Raw genomic sequence first — 18,879 nt, forward strand, 5'->3', positions numbered from 1 at the left:
TACCGTCCCACGATGCCGTCCACCGGTCCCGGCCGCCCTCCGGCCCGGACCGCCCCGGCGATCGGTCACACTGGTCTTCCACGGATGCGCGGGAGGAGGCAGTCGGGCGGTGGCCGCCAGGGCGTTGACGAAGAAGGGGTTCCACGGGCGGCTGGACGGGCCGCCGGGTGCCTCACGCGCGATGCTGGAACGCCGTACCCGCCGGCTGCTCATGGTCGCGGTCGGCGGCGCGAACCTCGCCGGCGCGCTGTTCGTCCTGCTGTTCTCGACGTTCGTGATGCCGGATCCGCCGGGGATCGCCGACCACGCGCACGTCCGGCTCGTCAACCTCCTGGTCTTCTGCGCCTACCTCCTGTTCGGCGCGCCGATCGGCGTCGCCTGGGGGATGTGGCTCTTCCGCCCGGTGCGCACGTTCGCCCGGCACGAGCACGACCCGACCGAGAAGGAACGGCGCGGTGTGCTGCGCGGCCCCCTGCGGCTGCTGACCATGCAGGGGACGCTGTGGGGGCTGGGCGCGGTCGGCTGGGCCGTGATCGACGCGCCGTACTCCGGCCTGCTCGCCCTGAAGGTCGGCATGATCACGGCGCTGGGCGGGGTCACCACCTGCGCGATCGTGTACCTGGTCACCGAGCGCCTGCTGCGGCCCATCGCGGCGGTGGTGATGGCGTCCGGGCCGGCGCAGTACGACGCGTGGTTCGGCATCACGCCGCGCGCCATGCTCGCGTGGGCGCTCGGCAGCGCCGTGCCGGTCCTCGGTCTCATCGCCGCGGCGGTCGCGGCGCTGGTCGTCGACGGCATGTCCCTGACCCAGCTGGCCGGCACCATCCTCGTGCTCGGCGGCGTCGCCCTGCTCGTCGGGGCCCAGGTGACCTACATCGCCGCGCGCTCGATCGCCGACCCGGTCCGGTCCGTACGCGAGGGGTTGGCGCGGGTCGAGCGCGGCGACCTGCGGGCGTCGGTCCCGGTCTATGACGCGAGCGAGCTCGGGAGGCTGCAGGCCGGGTTCAACCACATGGCGGCGGGGCTGCGGGAGAACGAGCGGCTGCGGGACCTGTTCGGCCGGCACGTCGGGGAGGACGTCGCCCGGCACGCGCTCGAGCACGGCGTCGTGCTGGGCGGGGAGCTGCGCGACGCGGCCGTCTTCTTCGTCGACCTGCAGGGCTCGACGCACCTGGCCGCGACGCGGCCGCCCGGCGAGGTCGTCGGCCTGCTCAACGCCTACTTCGGCGTCGTCGTCGACGTGGTGGCCCGGCACGGCGGCCTGATCAACAAGTTCCAGGGCGACGCGGCCCTCGCCGTCTTCGGCGTGCCCGAGCGGCTCGAGGACCCGGCCGGCCAGGCCCTGGCCGCCGCCCGTGAGCTGACGCGCCGCCTGCGCGCGGAGCTCCCCCAGCTCGTCGCCGGGATCGGCGTCTCGGCCGGACCGGTCGTGGCCGGGCACATCGGCGCGGAGCAGCGGCTGGAGTACACCGTGATCGGAGATCCGGTCAACGAGGCCGCGCGGCTCAGCGACCTCGCCAAGACCGCCCCCGACCGGGTCCTCGCGTCGGGCAGGGTCGTCGAGACCGCCGGGCCGGCCGAGGCCGCGCACTGGCGGCTCGGCAGCGCCGTGACGCTGCGCGGCCGCACCAGCCGGACCCGTCTGGCCGCGCCGTTCCGGCGGCCGCCGCCCAGCGGCATCGACCGGGTGATCAACCGCCTCCGCCGGTGACGAGGCGCCGGCCCGGATTCCGGGCCTTTCCCGGTGTCTCACGGGGTGATCCCGGCTGGTTAAACGTCGTGGTCATGCGGGATATTTGGTCGCATGACTGAGCGCAAGCCGATCAACTGCTGGTTGACGGACATGGACGGCGTGCTGGTGCACGAGGGTCAGCCCGTGCCCGGGGCCAAGGAGTTCCTCTCCCGGCTCAAGGAGGCGGGCAAGCCGTTCCTCGTGCTGACCAACAACTCGATCTACACGCCGAGGGATCTGCACGTGCGGCTCCGGAACGCCGGACTCGACGTGCCCATCGAGTCGATCTACACGTCCGCGCTGGCCACCGCGCAGTTCCTCAACGACCAGCGCCCGGGCGGTTCCGCGTACGTGCTGGGCGAGGCCGGCCTGACGACCGCCCTGCACCAGATCGGGTACGTCCTGACCGACCTGGACCCCGACTACGTCGTCCTAGGCGAGACCCGGACGTACAGCTTCACCGCGATCACGACGGCGATCCGCCTGATCGACAAGGGCGCGCGGTTCATCGCCACCAACCCCGACCCGATCGGCCCGTCCAACGAGGGCTCGCTGCCGGCCACCGGCGCGGTCGCCGCGCTGATCACCAAGGCGACGGGGGTCGAACCGTACTTCGTCGGCAAGCCGAACCCGCTGATGATGCGCAACGCCCTGAACACGGTGGGCGGTCACTCCGAGGAGACCGCCATGATCGGTGACCGGATGGACACCGACGTGGTGTCCGGCATGGAGGCCGGCCTGTACACGATCCTCGTGCTGACCGGGGTGACCTCCCAGGGCGAGATCGAGCGCTATCCCTTCCGGCCGCAGCGGGTCGCCGACTCGATCGCCGACCTGGTGGACATGGTCGACCTGCCGGACCTGGCCACGGGCTGACCCGGGGTGCCGACACCGGGGGCCTCGGTGCGCAGACCGGAGGTCGCCCAGGATCGCCCGTCGAGTCCGATGACGTACGCCTCGTACCCGGTGAGGCCCTCGATCCAGTCAAGGGCGGCCTCCCCCATCACGAAGGCCGTGGTCGCGTAGGCGTCGGCGAGGGTGACGCTCGGCCCGACGACGGTCACCGCGGCGAGGCCGTCCGCGGGCCGTCCGGTGCGCGGGTCGAGGATGTGCGCTCCGCGTTCGGCGGTCCCGGAGGTCGCCACGGCCATGTCGCGCCCGGCGACGACCGTCGCGACCGTGCCGGGGCGCAGGGGATCGGCGATGCCCACCCGCCACGGGCGGCCCGGTCCGGGGCCGCCGGACAGCTGGATGTCGCCGCCCCCGTTGACGTGGTGGTTGAGCGAGCCGGCCGCGCGCAGCATGCTCCCGGCGCGTTCGATCGCCCAGCCCTTGACCACGCCGGACGGGTCGAGCGACCCGCCGGCGCAGGCGCTGAAGCAGCCGCCCGTGGCCTCGGTGAGCCGGTCGCACAGGGCGAGGATCTCCCCCACCTCGGGCGCGCAGTCGCCCACCTCCGCCTCACCGCGCGCGAGCCGGCCGATGTCGCTGTCCGGCCGGTACGTCGAGAAGGTGGCGTCCACCCAGTGCAGCCAGGCGATGGTCTCGTCGAGCGCGCCGTCACGGGGGTACGGCTCGCGCAGGTCGAAGGAGAAGACCGTTCCCATGCACGGCTCGGCGTGCCGCAGCGCCGCCGTCACTTGCCGGCCTTGTCGAGCGCGCTCTGCAGCGACCGGATGTAGCCCTCGCTGGTGTAGGTGGCGCCGGACACCGTGTCGATCTGCGCGCTCTGCGCCGACAGGGTCTCCTGGTGGAGCTGCGGCACGGCGAAGTTGTTGATCTCCAGGTCGCGGCGGTTGTCGCTCGGCAGCTGGAGCGCCTGGACCTTGGTGATCTTCCCGTCCTTGAGCGTGACCTGCACCTGGACGGGGCCCCAGCGCGTGTCGATGGTGTCCCCGGTGACGGTCCGGGTCGTGGACTTCGACGTCTGGCCGCTCCCGGTCCCGCTCCCGTCGCCCGTGCCGGAGCCCGCGGTCGGGCCGCTGCTCGCGCTCGGCGCCGGAGCCGCCGCGCCACCGTCCGTACCCGAACCCGTGCCCAGCGTCGCTCCGGCGGCGGCGCCGCCGCTCGGCGCCGACTGCGTCTTGAAGCTCAGCAGCAGGACCAGCCCGGCGACGGTCCCGACGATGGTGAGGATCGCCCTCTTCATGTGCTCTTATCCCCCTGGATCTCAGAACTCGAAAGACTCGTGGTGGATGCGGCGCCGGGGCACGCCCGCCTGGTGGAGGGCCGCCTTCGCGGCGTTCGCCATGCCGTCCGGGCCGCAGACGTAGACGTCGTGGGCGCTCAGGTCCGGCAGGATGCGCGTGAGGACCTGCGGTGACAGCGGGTCCCCGCCGAGGTCCCGGCGCGAGCCGACCAGGTAGTGCAGGGCCGCGCCGCGCGCCTCCGCGATCTGGCGGAGCTCCTCCTGGAAGACGACGTCGGACCAGTCGGTGGCCCGGTAGACGAGCGTAAGGTCGCCGGGACTTCCCGGAAGGGTCTCGAACAGCGCGCGGACGGGGGTGATGCCGACCCCGCCGGCCAGCAGCAGCACCTTCCGCTGCCGGCGCCGTCCCGCGGTGAACGCGCCGTACGGGCCCTCGGCGAACACGCGCGTCCCGGGCCGCAGCCGCGACAGCGCGCCGCTGTGCTCCCCGAAGGTCTTCACCGTGACGCGGAGCATGTCCGGCCTGGCCGGGGCCGACAGCGAGTACGGGTTCGAGGCCCACCACAGGTCGCGGGTGAGGAACCGCCAGCGGAAGAACTGGCCCGGCTCGGCCCGCAGTTCGTCCAGGTGACGGCCGCGGACCCACACCGAGACGACGCCGGGGCCCTCGCGGTACACCCCCTCGACGCGCATCCGGTGCCGGAACGCCCGCCAGACCGGCACCGTGAACCGGAACCAGACGAGGAGCGCGCCGACGAAGACGTACAACGCGGACCACAGGACGCGGGCGGGCAGGCTGTCCATGAAGTCGGCGCCCGTCGCGAACTGGTGGCTGAACGCCAGCGCGATCGCCAGATAGGTGTAGAAGTGCAGGTAGTACCACGTCTCGTAGCGCATCCGGCGGCGTGCGGCGCGGGCGGAGACGATGCCCACGCCGACGAAGAGCAGGGCCGCGACGGTCGCCATGAGCACGTCCGGATAGCTCAGCAGCAGCGTCTTGGCCTGGTGGACCGGGTCGGTGTGCGCCGTGACGGCGTACCCCCAGGTGATCAGCAGGGCGTGCGCCACGACGAGCCAGACCATGTACCGGCCGCCCATCGCGTGCCACCGCGCGAGGCGGTCCGTGCCGACCCCGCGCTCGAGCGCCGGGATCCGGGCCATGAGGGCGACGAGGACGACGGCCGCGAAGCCGGCCAGCAGCCCGGTGATGCGTCCCGCGTTGGTGAGCCAGTCGCCGAAGCCGGAGACGGCCGGAGTGTCATGCCACCACAGCCCGATCACCGCGGCCGCCCCCAGGCCGATCGGAACCAGCACGTGCTCTGGCCGGGCACGGACCGGCTGCCGGCCGGCCGGTGGCCTCCGCACCATGGCCCGTTCGTCGAGAGTGGTCACAGGTCGTCCCCCCGTATGATTTGGGTCGTTCGGATGCTTACTTTCGGACCCGAAGCTGAACGTTCCTTCTGAACGACTTGTGCACCCCCGCTGAGACCGCGCCTGACCTGCGCGAATGAGGAACGCTCAGAGGAAACTCTCAGCGAACGTTCAACCTGAGCAGAACTGCGGGAGCAGCGTAGGTGACGATGAGCGAACCCCGACCCCCCGGCGCACCGCCCGCCCGGCACCCCTTGATGACGCGCCCCGACGGTTCGCCCGTACGCGTGCTCGTGGTCGACGACGAGCCGAGCCTCGCCGAGGTCCTCGCCAGTGTCCTGCGGTTCGAGGGCTGGGAGGTCATGACCGCCGGTGCCGGCGCCGAGGCGGTGAAGGCGGGCCGTGACTTCCGGCCCGACGCCGTCCTGCTCGACGTGATGCTCCCCGACTTCGACGGCCTGGAGGTCATGCGCCGGCTGCGCACGGACAACCCGGACGTCTGCGTCCTGTTCCTGACCGCGCGGGACGCCGTCGAGGACCGCGTCGCGGGCATCACCGCCGGCGGCGACGACTACGTCACCAAGCCGTTCAGCCTGGAAGAGGTGCTGGCCCGCCTACGCGGCCTGCTCCGGCGCTCCGGACTGGCCCGCGCGCAGGGCGGTGAGGCTCTCGCGGTCGGCGACCTCACCCTCGACGAGGGCTCACGTGAGGTCCGGCGCGGCGGCGACCTGATCGAGCTGACGGCCACCGAGTTCGAGCTGCTGCGCTACTTCATGCGCAACCCCCGCCGGGTGCTGTCCAAGCCGCAGATTCTCGACCGCGTGTGGAACTACGACTTCGGCGGCCAGGCGCACGTCGTCGAGCTGTACGTCAGCTACCTGCGCAAGAAGATCGACGCCGGGCGCGAACCGATGATCCACACCGTGCGCGGCGTCGGCTACGTCCTGCGACCCCCCGCCTCATGACCGCCCCCCGCCACGGCGTCTCCCGGCGCCGGCTCCGCCTGCCACCGGCCCGTATCCGGGTCCGCACGCTGCGCGGCAGGCTGATCGCCGGGTCGCTCCTGCTGTTCACGCTCGCCTGCACGGTCGTCGGGGTCGCCACGAGCCTCTCCCTGCAGCGTTTCCTCATCGGCCGGCTCGATCAGCAGCTCCAGGAGGCCAAGGGCCGGTACGCCATCAGCCTGGAGCACACGGAGCAGGACGAGCACTTCGACCGGGTGAAGGGCCAGGCGGTCGGCACGTTCGGCGCCCGCCTGGCCGGCGGCCGGGTCACGCAGTGCGGCGTCGTACGGGACGACGGCGGCACGCTGGACCTGCCGCCGGAGGACCGGGCGCGGCTGGAGGCGCTGTCGCCCGACGGCCGGCCACGGACGGTCGAGCTGGAGTCCCTCGGCAGGTACCGGCTCATGGCCGGCCACGGCGAGGACCGCGACGTCCTGGTCACCGGGCTGCCGATGCACGGCGTCGACGAGACGGTGGGCCGGCTCCTCGTGATCGAGATCTCGGTGTTCATCGTCGTCCTGACCGTCGGCGGGGTCGCCGGCGCCACGCTGGTACGGCTCGCCCTGCGCCCGCTGCGCCGCGTCGCCGCGACCGCCACCCACGTCTCCGAGCTGCCGCTGGCGAGCGGGGAGGTCGCGCTGCCGGCGCGCGTGCCGGAGACCGAGCCCGGAACCGAGGTCGGGCAGGTCGGCACGGCCTTCAACCACATGCTGGAACACGTCGAGTCGGCGCTCGCGCAACGACAGGCCAGTGAGGACAGGCTGCGGCGGTTCATCGCCGACGCCAGCCACGAGCTGCGCACGCCGCTGGCGAGCATCCGCAGCCACGCCGAGCTGGCCCGCCGGGACCCCGGCGAGACCGGCCCGCGGGTCGACCACGCGCTGCGCCGGATCGAGGCGGAGTCGGCGCGGATGGGGCACCTGGTCGACGACCTGCTCCTGCTCGCGCGGCTCGACGCCGGGCGCCCGCTCGCGAACGAACCGGTCGACCTGACGCGCCTCGCGATCGACACCACCAGCGACGCGCGGGCCGCCGGCCCCGACCACCACTGGGCCCTGGACCTTCCGGAGGATCCGGTCACGGTGTACGGGGACGAGTTCCGGCTCCATCAGGTCATCGGGAACCTCCTGACCAACGCCCGCACCCACACCCCGCCGGGCACGAACGTCACCGTGCGCGTCGCCGCAGCCGACCATGGCCGGACGGTCCTGCTCGAGGTGATCGACGATGGCCCCGGCGTCCCCGCCGACCTGCGCGGTGACGTCTTCGAACGCTTCGTACGGGGCGACGGCTCACGGTCGCGCAAGGCCGGTGGCAGCGGGCTGGGGCTGGCGATCGTGTCCGCCGTCGTCCAGGCCCACGGCGGGTCGACGTCGCTCGTCGGCGGGCCGGGGCGGACGTGCTTCCGGATCCGGCTGCCGGTCGGAGCGCCCGGCGAGGAGCCGCGGGACTGAGATCCGCTCCGGCACGCGGTCCCAGATGGACGGTCAGGGGCGGGCGCGTACGACGGCGACCGGGCAGGCGGAGTGATGGATCACGCCGTGACTCACCGAGCCGAGGTGCAGGCCGAGGCGGCCCCCGCCGTTCGCGCGGACGCCGACGACGAGCAGGTCCGCGCGGGCGGAGCGCGCGATGAGTTCGCCGACCGTGTGCCCCACGACCGCCTGCTCGACGACCCTGACCTCGGGATACCTGTCCCGCCAGGGCGCGAGCGCGCCGACCAGGAGCGTCGCCGCGGCCGCAGCCGCGTCGTGGATCGCGTCCGGGTAGGAGGCCGTGAGCGCGGCGGACGGCGCCGGCGCGACGTGCACCGCCCGCACCCACGCGCCCCGCAGGTGCGCCGTCTCGAAGGCGTACTGCAGCGCGAGGGCGGACTCTCCGGACCGGTCGACTCCGACGACGACCTCGCCGCGGGTCTCGCCCGTCTCGCCCCGGACGATCACCACCGGGCCGGGAGCGTGGCCCGCCACCTTCAACCCGGTCGACCCGAGCAGCAGAGCCGCGAGGCCCCCGAGGCCGCGGTTGCCGACCACGGTCTCGTACGCGCCGAAGGCCGCCTGGCGGAGCGCCTCGGACGGGGTCTCCTCGACGAGCTCGGTGGTGACCTCGATGCCCGGCCCGGCCTTCGCGGCGAGGTCGGCGGCTTCGGTGAGGACGCGGGCCGCGTCCTCTGCGCGGGATTCGCCCAGGCCGGGAGCCGGGTGGAACGGCACGTCGTAAGGCCAGCGTTCGACGGCGTGCAGCACGTGGAGCGGGCGACCGGTCCGTACCGCCTCCTCCGCCGCCCACTCGACCGCGAGACCGGCGCGGGGTGAGCCGTCCGTTCCGACGACGATCGGCCTCATGGGGATCTCCTCTGCGAGCGGGTGTTCCCGGCCGGCCACGTTCGTCACGTGAGCGTCACGGGGTCTGTTCACGCCTCCAGGATCATCGTCCGCCGGAACCGGCCGGAAGGGACCAAGGTCCCCGTACCACTCGCCGCTCGGCCGGACTTCCCTCCGGGCCCGCGTGCGCGGGCACGCGCCATTCCAGGACGCTGCCGCCGCGCTCCCCCGGTCCGACGCGGAAGGAGCCGCCGAGCCGTTCGGCCCGTTCGGCGAGGTTGCGCAGGCCGCTCCGGCGTCCGCCCGGCCGGATTCCGATCCCGTCGTCGGCGACCCGTACGACCAGGTCGTCGGCCACGCTCACGGTCACGCTCACCCGGCGGGCCCGGGCGTGCCGCGCGGCGTTGGAGAGCGCCTCCGCCAGCACGGCCGTGACCTGGGTGGCCACCCCGTCGTCCACCACCAGGTCCAGGGGGCCGTCCAGCCGGACCTCCGGGGAGAACCCGAGCGTCTCCTCCGCCCGGTCGGTCACGCGCCGGATCCGCGCGCGCAGCCCGTGCTCGGCCGGCGCCTCCTGGAGGGCGAAGATCGTCGAGCGGATCTGGCGGATCGTGTCGTCCAGGTCGTCGACCGCGCGCTGGACGCGGACGGCCACGTCCCGCCGTTCGGCCGTCTGGGCGGCGCCCATCAGCGTCATGGCCGTCGCGAACAGTCGCTGGATGACGGTGTCGTGCAGGTCCTTGGCGATCCGGCCCCGCTCCTCCAGCAGCAGGAGCCGCTCGGTGTCGCGGCGCCGGTCGGCGAGTTCGAGCGCGACCGCCGCCTGGGCGGCGAACGCCTCGAGCAACCGGCGGGCGGACCGCCCGAACGCGGGCCCGCCCCGCGGGTTGCCCACCGACAGGACGCCGCGCGCGGCCGCATCCGAGCCCAGGGGGACGATCAGCACCGGTCCGATCGGGTCCGGGAGGCGGATCCCGGCGGCGCGCAGGTACTCGTCCGCGTCGGCCAGGACGACGGACCGGCCGCTCCGGTGGACCCGGCCGGCGACGGCGTCGCCGGCGCGGAGCCGCATGCCGCGGAGCGCGTCGGCGTACCGGCCGGCGGTGGCCTCGACGACGAGTTCGCCGCCGTCGGCCAGGAGCACGCCGGCGGTGGCGGCGGAGCAGATCTCCCGGGCGCGTTCGGCGACCAGCTCGAGCACCTCCTCCGGCTCGGTGCCGGACAGCAACGACGCCGAGACCTCGGCCGACGCCTGGAGCCAGCGCTCCCGCCGCCGGGCCTCCTCGTACAGCCGGGCGTTCTCGATGGCCACGCCCGCCGCGACGGCGAGGGCGGTGACGATGTTCTCGTCGTTCTCGTCGAAGTCCCCGCCGTCGTTCCTGCCGGTGAGCTCCAGCGTGCCGAACACCGCGTCGCGGACCCGTACCGGCACGCTGAGCGACCGGCCGGGCGGCGGGCCGGCGCCGGGACCGCCCACGGCCACGAGCCGCCCGAGCCGGTCGTCCTCCCCGATCACTCTCAGGGCGCACCGGCGGGCGCCGGCGAGCGCGGCCGCCGCCTCGACGATCCGCCGCAGCACACCGTCGAGGTCGAGATCGCTCTCGATGGTCACGACCGCCTCCACCAGCGCGTGCACGCGGTCACGTGTGGTGAGCACGGCGGCCAGCCGCGTCTGCAGCTCGGCGAGCAGCTCATCGAGCCGCAAGTGCGGCAGGAGGCCGGAACCGTCCCGTCCCGGCAAGGTGTCGGAAGGCATGGCAGCGAGAACCTCCCCCGTCAGGCCGCTGCCCTGGGCCCGCTTGTTCACAGTATGGAACACCGGGTCGCCTGGGTGCACGCCGGCTACCTGGACGCCGCCCCGAGTACCGCGCGCGTTCCCGCCGCGACCTCGAGGTCCTCCCGCGCCGTCACGACGAGGGAGCGGACCGCCGCCCCCGGGGCTCCGATGTCCGCGTCACCGCGGGCGGCGGCATTGCGGACCGGGTCGATCCGTACGCCCAGGAAGCCGAGTCCGTCCGCCGCGCGCCGCCTGATCTCGGGCGCGTGCTCGCCGACGCCGCCGGTGAAGACCAGGACGTCGAGCCCGCCCATGGCCGCGGTCATCTCCGCGATCAGGCCGCGCAGCCGGTGCACGTAGACCTCCAGCGCGAGCGTCGCGTCGGCGTCGTCGCGGGCGAGGATCTGCCGCATGTCCGGGGTGCCGGCCAGGGCCAGCAGGCCGGACTCGTGCTCCAGCACCTCGGCGAGCTCGTCGATGGCGACGCCCTCGTGCTGCTGCAGCCACAGCAGCAGGCCCGGGTCGACGCTGCCGGACCGGGTCGCCATCACCAGACCTTCGAGCGGGGTGAACCCCATGGTGGTGTCGACCGAGCGGCCGCCGGCCACCGCGCACAGCGACGCCCCGGCGCCCAGGTGGCAGACGACGATCCGCAGCGCCGCCGGGTCGGCGCCCAGCAGCTCCCCGGTCCGCCGTGTCGCGTACGCGTGGGACAGGCCGTGGAAGCCGTAGCGGCGCAGGCCGTACTTCTCCCGCCACGAGGCGGGCAGGGCGTACGTCGCGGCGGCGGCCGGCAGCCCGGCGTGGAAGGCGGTGTCGAAGCAGGCCACCTCCGGGACGCCGGGCAGCACCGCCCGTACGGCGTCGATGCCGTGCAGCGACTTCGGCTGGTGCAGCGGGGCCAGGTCGACCAGGGCCCGCAGCCGCCGCTCGACGTCGTCGTCGATCAGCACGGGCTGGGTGAACTCCCGGCCGCCGTGGACGATCCGGTGGCCGATCGCGTCGGGCGCGGGCAGGTCCGCGAGCTCGTCCAGGCTCCCGGGCCTGGCCAGCACGGTGTCGCCGGCGTCCAGCAGGCTCAGCTTCAGACTGCTGGACCCGGCGTTTACCACGAGCACCCTGCTCATGAGAGCCTGCCGTGCGGCCACGCCCAGTTCGCCACCTCGGGCAGGTCCTCGCCGTGCTCCCGGGTGTACGCCCGGGCCCGGAGACGCTGGTCGATCATCTGCTGGCGCACGTACGCGCCCCGCCCGCCGAGCTGCGGAAGCCGGTCGATGACGTCCATCACGAGGTGGAAGCGGTCCAGGTCGTTCATCATGACCATGTCGAACGGCGTGGTCGTGGTGCCCTCCTCCTTGTACCCGCGGACGTGCAGGTGGTGGTGGCCGTGCCGCCGGTAGGTGAGCCGGTGGATGAGGTACGGGTATCCGTGGAAGGCGAAGATCACCGGCTTGTCGGTGGTGAACACCGAGTCGTACTCCGCGTCGGACATCCCGTGGGGGTGCTCGGTGTCGGGCTCCAGCCGCATCAGGTCGACGACGTTGACCACCCGGACCCGCAGCTCGGGGAAGTGCTCGCGGAGCAGGTCGGCGGCGGCGAGCGTCTCCAGGGTGGGGATGTCGCCGGCGCAGGCGAGGACGACGTCCGGGTCACCGCCGGAGTCCGTGCTCGCCCAGTCCCAGATGCCGATGCCCCGGGCGCAGTGCGCCACCGCCTCCTCCATCGACAGCCAGTTCAGGGCCGGCTGCTTGCCGGCGACGACGACGTTGACGTAGTCGCGGGAGCGCAGGCAGTGGTCGGCCACCGACAGCAGGGTGTTGGCGTCCGGCGGCAGGTAGACCCGGACGGTCTCGGACTTCTTGTTCACCACGACGTCGAGGAAGCCGGGGTCCTGGTGGGTGAAGCCGTTGTGGTCCTGGCGCCAGACGTGCGAGCTGAGCAGGTAGTTCAGGGACGCGATCGGCTGCCGCCACGGCAGGCGCCGGGTGACGTACAGCCACTTGGCGTGCTGGTTGAACATCGAGTCGACGATGTGGACGAACGCCTCGTAGCTGTTGAACAGCCCGTGGCGTCCGGTGAGCAGGTAGCCCTCCAGCCAGCCCTGGCACAGGTGCTCGCTCAGCACCTCCATGACCCGGCCGTGCGGGGCCAGGTGCTCATCCGTGGGCAGGCGCTCGGCCTCCCAGACCCGGTCGGTCTCCTCGAACACGGCCGCCAGGCGGTTCGACGCGGTCTCGTCCGGCCCCATGATCCGGAAGTTGTCGGCGTTGTCGGCGATCACGTCGCGCAGGAAGCCGCCCAGCACGCGCGTCGCCTCGCTGTAGCCCGTCCCCGGCTTGTCGACGGGCACGGCGTACTCGCGGAAGTCCCGCAGGTCGAGGTCGCGCAGCAGCACGCCGCCGTTGGCGTGCGGGTTCGCGCTCATGCGCCGCTCGCCCTCGGGCGGCAGCGCCCGCAGCTCGGCGACCGGCCGGCCGGCCTCGTCGAACAGCTCCTCCGGACGGTAGGAGCGCAGCCACGCCTCCAGCGCGGCCAGGTGCTCCGGGTCCTCCCGCACGCGGCCGAGCGGCACCTGGTGGGCCCGCCACGTGCCCTCGACGGGCACCCCGTCGACCTCGCGCGGGCCGGTCCAGCCCTTCGGCGTCCGCAGCACGATCATCGGCCAGCGGGGGCGCTCCGTCGAGCCGCCCTCGCGCGCCGCCGTCTGGATACGGGCGATGTCGTCCAGGGCGTCGTCCAGGGCGCCGGCGAGCTGCCGGTGCACGTCGGCGGGCTCGTCGCCGCTCACGATGATCGGCCGGTGGCCGTACCCCTCCAGCAGCGCCACCAGCTCGGGCTCCGGGATGCGGGCGAGCACGGTCGGGTTGGCGATCTTGTAGCCGTTCAGGTGCAGGATCGGCAGCACCGCGCCGTCGGCCGCCGGGTCGATGAACTTGGTGGAGTGCCAGCTCGTCGCCAGCGGCCCCGTCTCCGCCTCACCGTCGCCGACGATGCAGGCGACGACCAGGTCCGGATTGTCGAACGCCGCCCCGTACGCGTGGGCGAGGGAGTATCCGAGCTCGCCGCCCTCGTGGATCGAGCCGGGCGTCTCGGGCGCGACGTGGCTGGGCACGCCGCCGGGGAAGGAGAACTGCCGGAACAGCCGGGCCATGCCCTCCTCGTCCTGTGACACCGCCGGATAGACCTCGCTGTAGGTACCCTCGAGCCAGGCGTTCGCGACCGCTGCGGGACCGCCGTGCCCGGGGCCCATGATGTAGATCATGTCCAGGTCGCGTCGCTTGATGACGCGGTTGAGGTGGACGTAGCACAGGTTCAGGCCGGGCGACGTCCCCCAGTGGCCCAGCAGCCGGGGCTTGATGTCGTCCCGGGTCAGCGGCTCCCGCAGCAGCGGATTCGCACGCAGGTAGATCTGCCCGACCGACAGGTAGTTCGCGGCCCGCCAGTACGCGTCGATCCGGCGCAGTTCGTCGTCCGCCAAGGTCATGACGCGATCTCCTCGATCGATAGGCGTCGTCGGGCCGCTGGCCCTACCCGCGCGCCCTTCGATGAATCGCGCGGGCCGGTCCGCCGCCCTGGGACCCTCATCGGATCATGGTCCGCGCGCGCTCCTGCAGGGACCAAGGTCCCCCGGCGGGCGGACGTACGCCGCGGGCCGTACCGTCCCCGCGGACGAAGGTCCCGGATCGGGGGACTCCGGCGGAGAAGGACCGTCGGACGCGGGACGTTAGCCCCTGCCCGCCCGCCCCCGGCGGCAGCAGCATCGAGGTATGCGCTTCGACACGAACGGGCTGGAGATCCTCGACCGCGAGGAGTGCCTCGCCCTCATGGCATCCGTGCCGGTCGGCCGGGTCGTCTTCACCGACCGGGCCCTGCCCGCGATCCAGCCGGTGAACTTCGTGCTGCACGGCGATGACGTGATCATCGCGACCTCGGCCGGTTCCAAGCTGGCCGCGGCCACGGCGGGCACGATCGTCGCCTTCGAGGCCGACGCCTTCGACGCCGGCGACGAGGCGGGCTGGTCCGTCACGGTCGTCGGGCAGGCGCGGGCGGTCCGTGACTCCGGGGAGCTGCGCCGGCTGTCCCTGCTGCCGCTCGACCCGTGGATTCCCGGGCGGCACGACCACTTCATCCGCATCCGGAGCGACGTCATCAGCGGGCGGCGGATCCATCCGACGATGGTGGAGGCGAGACCATGACCGGGACGCTGGAGGAACGGCCGGTGGGCGAGGCCATGTCGGCCGACGTGCTCGCCGTCACCGAGGACGAGTCGGCGCTGCTGACGTGGGAGCTGATGCGACAGGGCGGCTACCACCACGTGCCCGTACTGCGCGACGACGGGAGCCTCGTCGGCGTCCTGGACGCCGAGACGCTGGCCGCCGCCTGGGACAGCGGCGGTCCCGACCGGATGCGCAAACCCGTCGGAACCCTCGTCGGCCACCACCCGCCGGGGCACGTACGCCCGCAGGACTCCGTCGCCACGGCCGCGCGGGCGATGCTCGCCGCCGGGACCGACGTCGTCCCGGTCCTCGACGACGACGGGCGGCTGTCGGGACTGTTCACGGCGTGGGACCTGATCGCCCTGGCCGCCGGCGCGCACCCGCGTACCCGGGCGGGGCACGTCACCGCGCCGCCGCTCTACCGCATCGAGCCGGTGGTGCCCAGACGGCACCCGGAGGGCAGCGCGATCCCGCCGAGCTGACCACCGGGCCGGCACGCTGGTTCCGCGCGCTACAGCCGGCGCCAGCGGGCCTCGCAGAAGGAGTACAGGCCGAACACGACCAGGCCGAACGCGACCAGGACCAGCAGCCACGGGCCCACCGCGGTGGACGCGAACTCACGCAGCGTCCCGTCGACGCCCCTGGCCTTGCCCGGGTCGTAGGTGACGCCGGCGTAGCCGAGGAAGACTCCGGCGGCGGCGAACACCAGTGCCCGTGTGGAGCGGCCCACCATGCCGAGCGCCTCGACGACCCTGCGGACCCGGACGCTCATCTGCTCGGTCTTGAGCTGCTTCTCGAAGTTGCGGCGCAGCGCGCCCACCGCGATCCCGATGCCGCCGGCGACGAAGCCGATCCCGACGAGCAGGACGAGCCACCGGCCCGCCGGGAGGTCGTGCATCGCCTTCGCGGTGAAGTCCTTGGACTTCTTGTCGCTGGACCCCGGTCCGCCGGCGCCGACGTTGAACGCCACGGTGGTGGCGCACACCGCCGTGTAGAACACGCCGCGCGCCAGGGAGGCCAGGCGCTTGCCGACCTTGTGCCCATCCGGCCCCGACTGACCCAGGAGTGCCTCGCTGAAGCGCCACAGGGCGAGGCCCGCGAAGCCGGCCGCCAGCAGCCAAAGGATCACGGTGCCGCCGGAGGTCTTCGCGACCGTCTGCAGGGCCCCCTGCCGGTCCGCCTGCTGCCCGCCCTTACCGAAGGCGATCTTGATCGCGAGGTACCCCACCAGGAGGTAGATGACGCCGCGGGCGGCGAGGCCGCTCCGGGCGAGAAGCTGGAACGGCGTGCTGTTGGACGCGCGGCGGCCGGCCGCCTGTACGTGTGCGCTCTGCACGGTCATAGCCACCTCCGGGATCGGCCGCGGAGATGCCCTGTCCGCATGAGCTCAAACCTGGTGACCGGCCGCGCGCCCTGGGGGACCGTCGCCTGCGGTCGCCCGGTGGGTCAGGCCGCCTGTTCGGCGGCGTCGAGGCCGGCCGCGGTGCGGATGAAGTCGGCCGCCTCCCGTACCGCCGCCCGCGCCTCGGGGAACAACCGGTTGAACAGCTGGAACACGTGGATCTGGCCGGGCCAGACCTGGAGCCGGCAGCTGTTCCCGGAGGCGGTCAGCGCCTCGGCGAGCCGTTCGGCCTCACCGCGCAGGACCTCCTGCCCCGCCACCTGGATGAGGAACGGCGGCAGCTGGAGGCCGGCGCAGTCGAGCAGGGTCAGGCGCGGGTCGGACCAGTCGTTGTGGTCGCCGACGTACAACCGGCCGAAGTGACGCGCCAGCGCGGGGCTGATGAACGGGTCGCGGTACTCCCGGTCGCTGAGCACCGACAGCTCGCAGCTGAGGTCGACCCAGGGCGAGAACAGCACGACGCCACCGGGCACCGGCAGTCCGGACCGGCACGCCTCGCCGACGGTGGCGGCGGCGAGATGCCCTCCGGAGGAGTCGCCGGCGATGACGATCCGGGACGGCGGCAGTTCGGTGAGGAGCCACCGGTAGGCCGCCAGGGCGTCCTCGAGCGCCGCGGGGAACGGATGCTCGGGAGCCAGGCGGTAGCTCGGCGCCAGGACCGGCAGTCCGGTGTCGGCCGCGAGCCGGCTCGTGAGCGTCCGGTGCGTCCGCGGCGAGCAGAACGCGTACCCGCCCCCGTGCAGGTACAGGATCGCGCCCTTGCGCTGTTCGGGGGGCCGGACCCATTCCCCGGTGACCGGGGCGCCCGCCGTGCGGGCCAGGTCCTCGACCCGCACTCCGGGATCGGGTCGTAGCAGGCGGGTGCCGTGTTCGAGCGCCATGCGGAGCACCGTGAGGGAGACGAAGCGTCCGTTGAGGCGGTCGACCATGGGCCGCCAGCCGAGGCTCAGGGCACGTGCGAGCGCCCTGGCCTGGCGGCTGGGAGCGACGATGTCGGCGAATCCGGCGGGAAGGTCGTCGTAAGAGGTCACGCGACACCACCGGCGGGTATCGAACGGCCCGGCTCCGACGCCCGGCCGCAGGGGGGATTTTGTGTCATTACTGCGCCTCGGTGTACTTGTCTGGAGGAACCACCTCGATCGTCCCTCCGCCCCTGTGACCCGCGATACGGGGGAATCCCCCCTTGGGATACCTGCTTCTCCCCGCTCCCGGGCCGCGGGTATCTCCCCACGGAGAGATCCGGTGACGCAGTGTGACCAGATCCGCGCGGCGGTCCCGCCCGTTCGGTGACGGTCCGTCGTCAGCGCCCGGCGTGATCCGGGAGACGGGAGAGCAGTGCCCGCTTGTCGAACTTGCCGCTGGCGGCGACCGGCGCCTCGGGGATCACCGTGATCGTCTTGGGCACGCTCGCGGCGCCGAGCCGGTCCCGCACCGCCCGCGCCAGCGTGCCGAGGTCCGGGGCCCGGTCGCCGGCGGGCACCACGAACGCGTGGATCGCCTCGCCGGTCCCCTCGTCCGGCGTACCGACGACGTACGCCTGGTCCACGTCCGGGTCCTCCGCGAGGACGGCCTCGATCGGACCCGCGTAGCAGACCTCGGCGTTCACGATGATCACCTCCCGGGTACGCCCGACGAGATGCAGCAGGCCCCGGTCGTCGAGCCGGCCGAGGTCCCGGGTGCGCAGCATGCCGTCCCGCAGCACCTCGGCCGTCTGGTCCGGATCGCCCCAGTACCCGCACATCACGGACGGGGTCCGCAGCCACACCTCCCCGGTCTCCCCCACTCCGACCGGGCGTCCCTGCTCGTCCCGTACCTCGAGATCGACGAACGACAGCGGCCGGCCCACCGAGGTCAGGACGTCGGCCGGCCCCTCGTCGATCATCTCCGGCGTCAGCACCGAGATCAGGCCCGCCTCGCTCTGCCCGTACCCCTGGTACACCACCGGGCCGAGACGCTCGACGGCCTCCGCGAGCCGCCTCGGACTCACCGGCGACCCGGACACCATGACGGCGCGCAGGCTGCCCGTGTCGACCGGCTCCTCGCGCAGGATGTCGAGCATCTGGTACAACCGCGGCACCGTCATGATCGTCCCGGTGATGCGGTGACGTTCGATGGCGTACGGGAACAGCGGACGCGTGTCGGCCGGGTCCAGGATCACCCCGGTGCCGCCCGCGATCAGCGTCAGCGAGGTGAAGTGCATGACCGCCGCGCTGGCCAGCGTGCCGAAGACCAGGCCGCGTTCGAAGCCGTGCGCCAGCCGGACCAGCTCCGGCGTCCACGTCGCGGGGTTGTACGCCCAGTCCGCGGTGAGGGCCCGGTAGGTCATCGCGCAGCCCTTGGGCCGTCCGGTGCTGCCGCTGGTGTACGTCAGCCGGCCCACGTCACCGGCGCGTCCCCGTACGGTCAGTGGCTCGTCCGCCGCGCCGGTGAGCAGGTCCTTCGCGGCCGGGCACTCCCCCAGCGAGAGCACCGGCCGCGCGCCGGCCGCCGCGATCAGCTCCGGCGTCACGGAGGGCCTGTCGACCAGGACCGCCTCGATGTCGGCGCTGAGGATCGCGGCGAGCCGCTCGGCGGTGTACCCCGGTGGCACGCCCACGACGCGGCAGCCCAGCGCGTGCGCGGCGATGTGCGCGGCGTACGCCTCCGGCGTGACGGTCGTCACCAGCGCGATCCCCTGGCCGGGTCCCAGCCCGGCGGCGGCCAGGGCGGACGCCAGCCGCCGGACGGTCTCCAGCAGCGCGCTCCGCGTGACCGTACGGTCCCCGCACTCGAAGGCCGGCCGCTCCGAGGCCCCTGCCAGCGCGTCCAGCAGGGTCTGGGGGAAGATCGCGTCGTCTGGCCTGTCCTGCATCGTCGCCTCGCTGCGGTCGACTCGTCCGACGCGCAGGAGACTAGGCCGGTCC

The 18,879-nt window shown here is 73.3% G+C and carries 16 protein-coding genes; 6 read left to right on the forward strand and 10 right to left on the reverse strand.

Annotated elements, in window-relative coordinates:
* The first annotated feature begins 109 nt into the window (after positions 1 to 109).
* Complete coding sequence (locus NE235_RS06680) at positions 110 to 1,711, forward strand: adenylate/guanylate cyclase domain-containing protein (protein ID WP_252800068.1); 1,602 nt, start codon at positions 110 to 112, stop codon at positions 1,709 to 1,711.
* A gap of 93 nt (positions 1,712 to 1,804) precedes the next feature.
* Positions 1,805 to 2,608: an HAD-IIA family hydrolase gene (locus NE235_RS06685; RefSeq protein ID WP_252800069.1), complete on the forward strand. Its 804-nt coding sequence runs from the start codon at positions 1,805 to 1,807 to the stop codon at positions 2,606 to 2,608.
* Here the strand turns inward: NE235_RS06685 and NE235_RS06690 are convergent.
* From NE235_RS06690 to NE235_RS06700, 3 genes are read right to left on the reverse strand one after another with little or no spacing between them, the layout of a single operon-like run.
* Positions 2,524 to 3,372 carry an FAD:protein FMN transferase gene (locus NE235_RS06690; RefSeq protein ID WP_252800070.1) on the reverse strand — a complete coding sequence of 283 codons (849 nt, stop codon included), beginning with the start codon at positions 3,370 to 3,372 and terminating at the stop codon, positions 2,524 to 2,526. The genes NE235_RS06685 and NE235_RS06690 overlap by 85 nt on opposite strands.
* Positions 3,369 to 3,881 (reverse strand): FMN-binding protein, encoded by a 513-nt coding sequence (locus tag NE235_RS06695; RefSeq protein ID WP_252800071.1) that lies wholly within the window; start codon positions 3,879 to 3,881, stop codon positions 3,369 to 3,371. The genes NE235_RS06690 and NE235_RS06695 overlap by 4 nt, the downstream gene beginning before the upstream one ends.
* Before the next feature lie 21 nt (positions 3,882 to 3,902).
* Positions 3,903 to 5,273 (reverse strand): ferredoxin reductase family protein, encoded by a 1,371-nt coding sequence (locus tag NE235_RS06700; RefSeq protein ID WP_252800072.1) that lies wholly within the window; start codon positions 5,271 to 5,273, stop codon positions 3,903 to 3,905.
* 188 nt (positions 5,274 to 5,461) lie between these two features.
* Between NE235_RS06700 and NE235_RS06705 the strand changes: the two genes are divergently transcribed.
* Positions 5,462 to 6,217 carry a response regulator transcription factor gene (locus tag NE235_RS06705; RefSeq protein WP_308206031.1) on the forward strand — a complete coding sequence of 252 codons (756 nt, stop codon included), beginning with the start codon at positions 5,462 to 5,464 and terminating at the stop codon, positions 6,215 to 6,217.
* The gene (locus tag NE235_RS06710; RefSeq protein ID WP_252800073.1) at positions 6,214 to 7,710 is read left to right on the forward strand and encodes a sensor histidine kinase; all 1,497 of its coding nucleotides are present in this window, start codon (positions 6,214 to 6,216) and stop codon (positions 7,708 to 7,710) included. Before NE235_RS06705 ends, NE235_RS06710 begins: the two co-directional genes overlap by 4 nt.
* Before the next feature lie 33 nt (positions 7,711 to 7,743).
* Here NE235_RS06710 and NE235_RS06715 read toward each other — a convergent pair whose 3' ends face one another.
* The 4 genes from NE235_RS06715 to NE235_RS06730 form a co-directional block, all read right to left on the reverse strand.
* Positions 7,744 to 8,601, reverse strand: a complete 858-nt coding sequence (locus NE235_RS06715) for a universal stress protein (RefSeq protein ID WP_252800074.1) — start codon at positions 8,599 to 8,601, stop codon at positions 7,744 to 7,746.
* Between the two features lie 82 nt (positions 8,602 to 8,683).
* Positions 8,684 to 10,336, reverse strand: coding sequence for a GAF domain-containing protein (locus tag NE235_RS06720; protein ID WP_252800075.1), 1,653 nt, complete (start codon positions 10,334 to 10,336; stop codon positions 8,684 to 8,686).
* A gap of 86 nt (positions 10,337 to 10,422) precedes the next feature.
* On the reverse strand, positions 10,423 to 11,484 hold the full coding sequence (locus tag NE235_RS06725; protein WP_252800289.1) for an acetate/propionate family kinase: 1,062 nt from the start codon (positions 11,482 to 11,484) through the stop codon (positions 10,423 to 10,425).
* On the reverse strand, positions 11,481 to 13,841 hold the full coding sequence (locus NE235_RS06730; RefSeq protein WP_252800076.1) for a phosphoketolase family protein: 2,361 nt from the start codon (positions 13,839 to 13,841) through the stop codon (positions 11,481 to 11,483). Before NE235_RS06730 ends, NE235_RS06725 begins: the two co-directional genes overlap by 4 nt.
* A gap of 283 nt (positions 13,842 to 14,124) precedes the next feature.
* Between NE235_RS06730 and NE235_RS06735 the strand changes: the two genes are divergently transcribed.
* Together NE235_RS06735 and NE235_RS06740 are read left to right on the forward strand one after the other, a co-directional pair.
* Complete coding sequence (locus NE235_RS06735; RefSeq protein WP_252800077.1) at positions 14,125 to 14,553, forward strand: pyridoxamine 5'-phosphate oxidase family protein; 429 nt, start codon at positions 14,125 to 14,127, stop codon at positions 14,551 to 14,553.
* Entirely contained in the window at positions 14,550 to 15,056 is a 507-nt protein-coding gene (locus NE235_RS06740) for a CBS domain-containing protein (protein WP_252800078.1), read from the forward strand. Before NE235_RS06735 ends, NE235_RS06740 begins: the two co-directional genes overlap by 4 nt.
* A gap of 29 nt (positions 15,057 to 15,085) precedes the next feature.
* Here NE235_RS06740 and NE235_RS06745 read toward each other — a convergent pair whose 3' ends face one another.
* The 3 genes from NE235_RS06745 to NE235_RS06755 all read right to left on the reverse strand — a co-directional run bounded on the left by NE235_RS06745 (position 15,086) and on the right by NE235_RS06755 (position 18,827).
* Positions 15,086 to 15,916: a DUF1206 domain-containing protein gene (locus tag NE235_RS06745; protein ID WP_252800079.1), complete on the reverse strand. Its 831-nt coding sequence runs from the start codon at positions 15,914 to 15,916 to the stop codon at positions 15,086 to 15,088.
* A gap of 104 nt (positions 15,917 to 16,020) precedes the next feature.
* A complete protein-coding gene (locus NE235_RS06750; RefSeq protein WP_252800080.1) occupies positions 16,021 to 17,007 on the reverse strand; it encodes an alpha/beta hydrolase in 987 nt (328 codons plus the stop codon).
* A gap of 269 nt (positions 17,008 to 17,276) precedes the next feature.
* Positions 17,277 to 18,827: a class I adenylate-forming enzyme family protein gene (locus tag NE235_RS06755; RefSeq protein WP_252800081.1), complete on the reverse strand. Its 1,551-nt coding sequence runs from the start codon at positions 18,825 to 18,827 to the stop codon at positions 17,277 to 17,279.
* Between the last annotated feature and the right edge of the window lie 52 nt (positions 18,828 to 18,879).

It is taken from the genome of Actinoallomurus spadix (genome assembly GCF_024055725.1).
Lineage (GTDB): Bacteria > Actinomycetota > Actinomycetes > Streptosporangiales > Streptosporangiaceae > Actinoallomurus > Actinoallomurus spadix.

What these genes read in the sequence shown, in the direction of transcription:
- NE235_RS06720 (WP_252800075.1), bottom strand. Translation starts at nt 10,336, where the DNA reads ATGCCTTCCGACACCTTGCCGGGACGGGACGGTTCCGGCCTCCTGCCG.
- NE235_RS06740 (WP_252800078.1), top strand. Translation starts at nt 14,550, where the DNA reads ATGACCGGGACGCTGGAGGAACGGCCGGTGGGCGAGGCCATGTCGGCC.
- NE235_RS06735 (WP_252800077.1), top strand. Translation starts at nt 14,125, where the DNA reads ATGCGCTTCGACACGAACGGGCTGGAGATCCTCGACCGCGAGGAGTGC.
- NE235_RS06695 (WP_252800071.1), bottom strand. Translation starts at nt 3,881, where the DNA reads ATGAAGAGGGCGATCCTCACCATCGTCGGGACCGTCGCCGGGCTGGTC.
- NE235_RS06745 (WP_252800079.1), bottom strand. Translation starts at nt 15,916, where the DNA reads ATGACCGTGCAGAGCGCACACGTACAGGCGGCCGGCCGCCGCGCGTCC.
- NE235_RS06705 (WP_308206031.1), top strand. Translation starts at nt 5,462, where the DNA reads ATGAGCGAACCCCGACCCCCCGGCGCACCGCCCGCCCGGCACCCCTTG.
- NE235_RS06685 (WP_252800069.1), top strand. Translation starts at nt 1,805, where the DNA reads ATGACTGAGCGCAAGCCGATCAACTGCTGGTTGACGGACATGGACGGC.
- NE235_RS06715 (WP_252800074.1), bottom strand. Translation starts at nt 8,601, where the DNA reads ATGAGGCCGATCGTCGTCGGAACGGACGGCTCACCCCGCGCCGGTCTC.
- NE235_RS06730 (WP_252800076.1), bottom strand. Translation starts at nt 13,841, where the DNA reads ATGACCTTGGCGGACGACGAACTGCGCCGGATCGACGCGTACTGGCGG.
- NE235_RS06755 (WP_252800081.1), bottom strand. Translation starts at nt 18,827, where the DNA reads ATGCAGGACAGGCCAGACGACGCGATCTTCCCCCAGACCCTGCTGGAC.
- NE235_RS06725 (WP_252800289.1), bottom strand. Translation starts at nt 11,484, where the DNA reads ATGAGCAGGGTGCTCGTGGTAAACGCCGGGTCCAGCAGTCTGAAGCTG.
- NE235_RS06710 (WP_252800073.1), top strand. Translation starts at nt 6,214, where the DNA reads ATGACCGCCCCCCGCCACGGCGTCTCCCGGCGCCGGCTCCGCCTGCCA.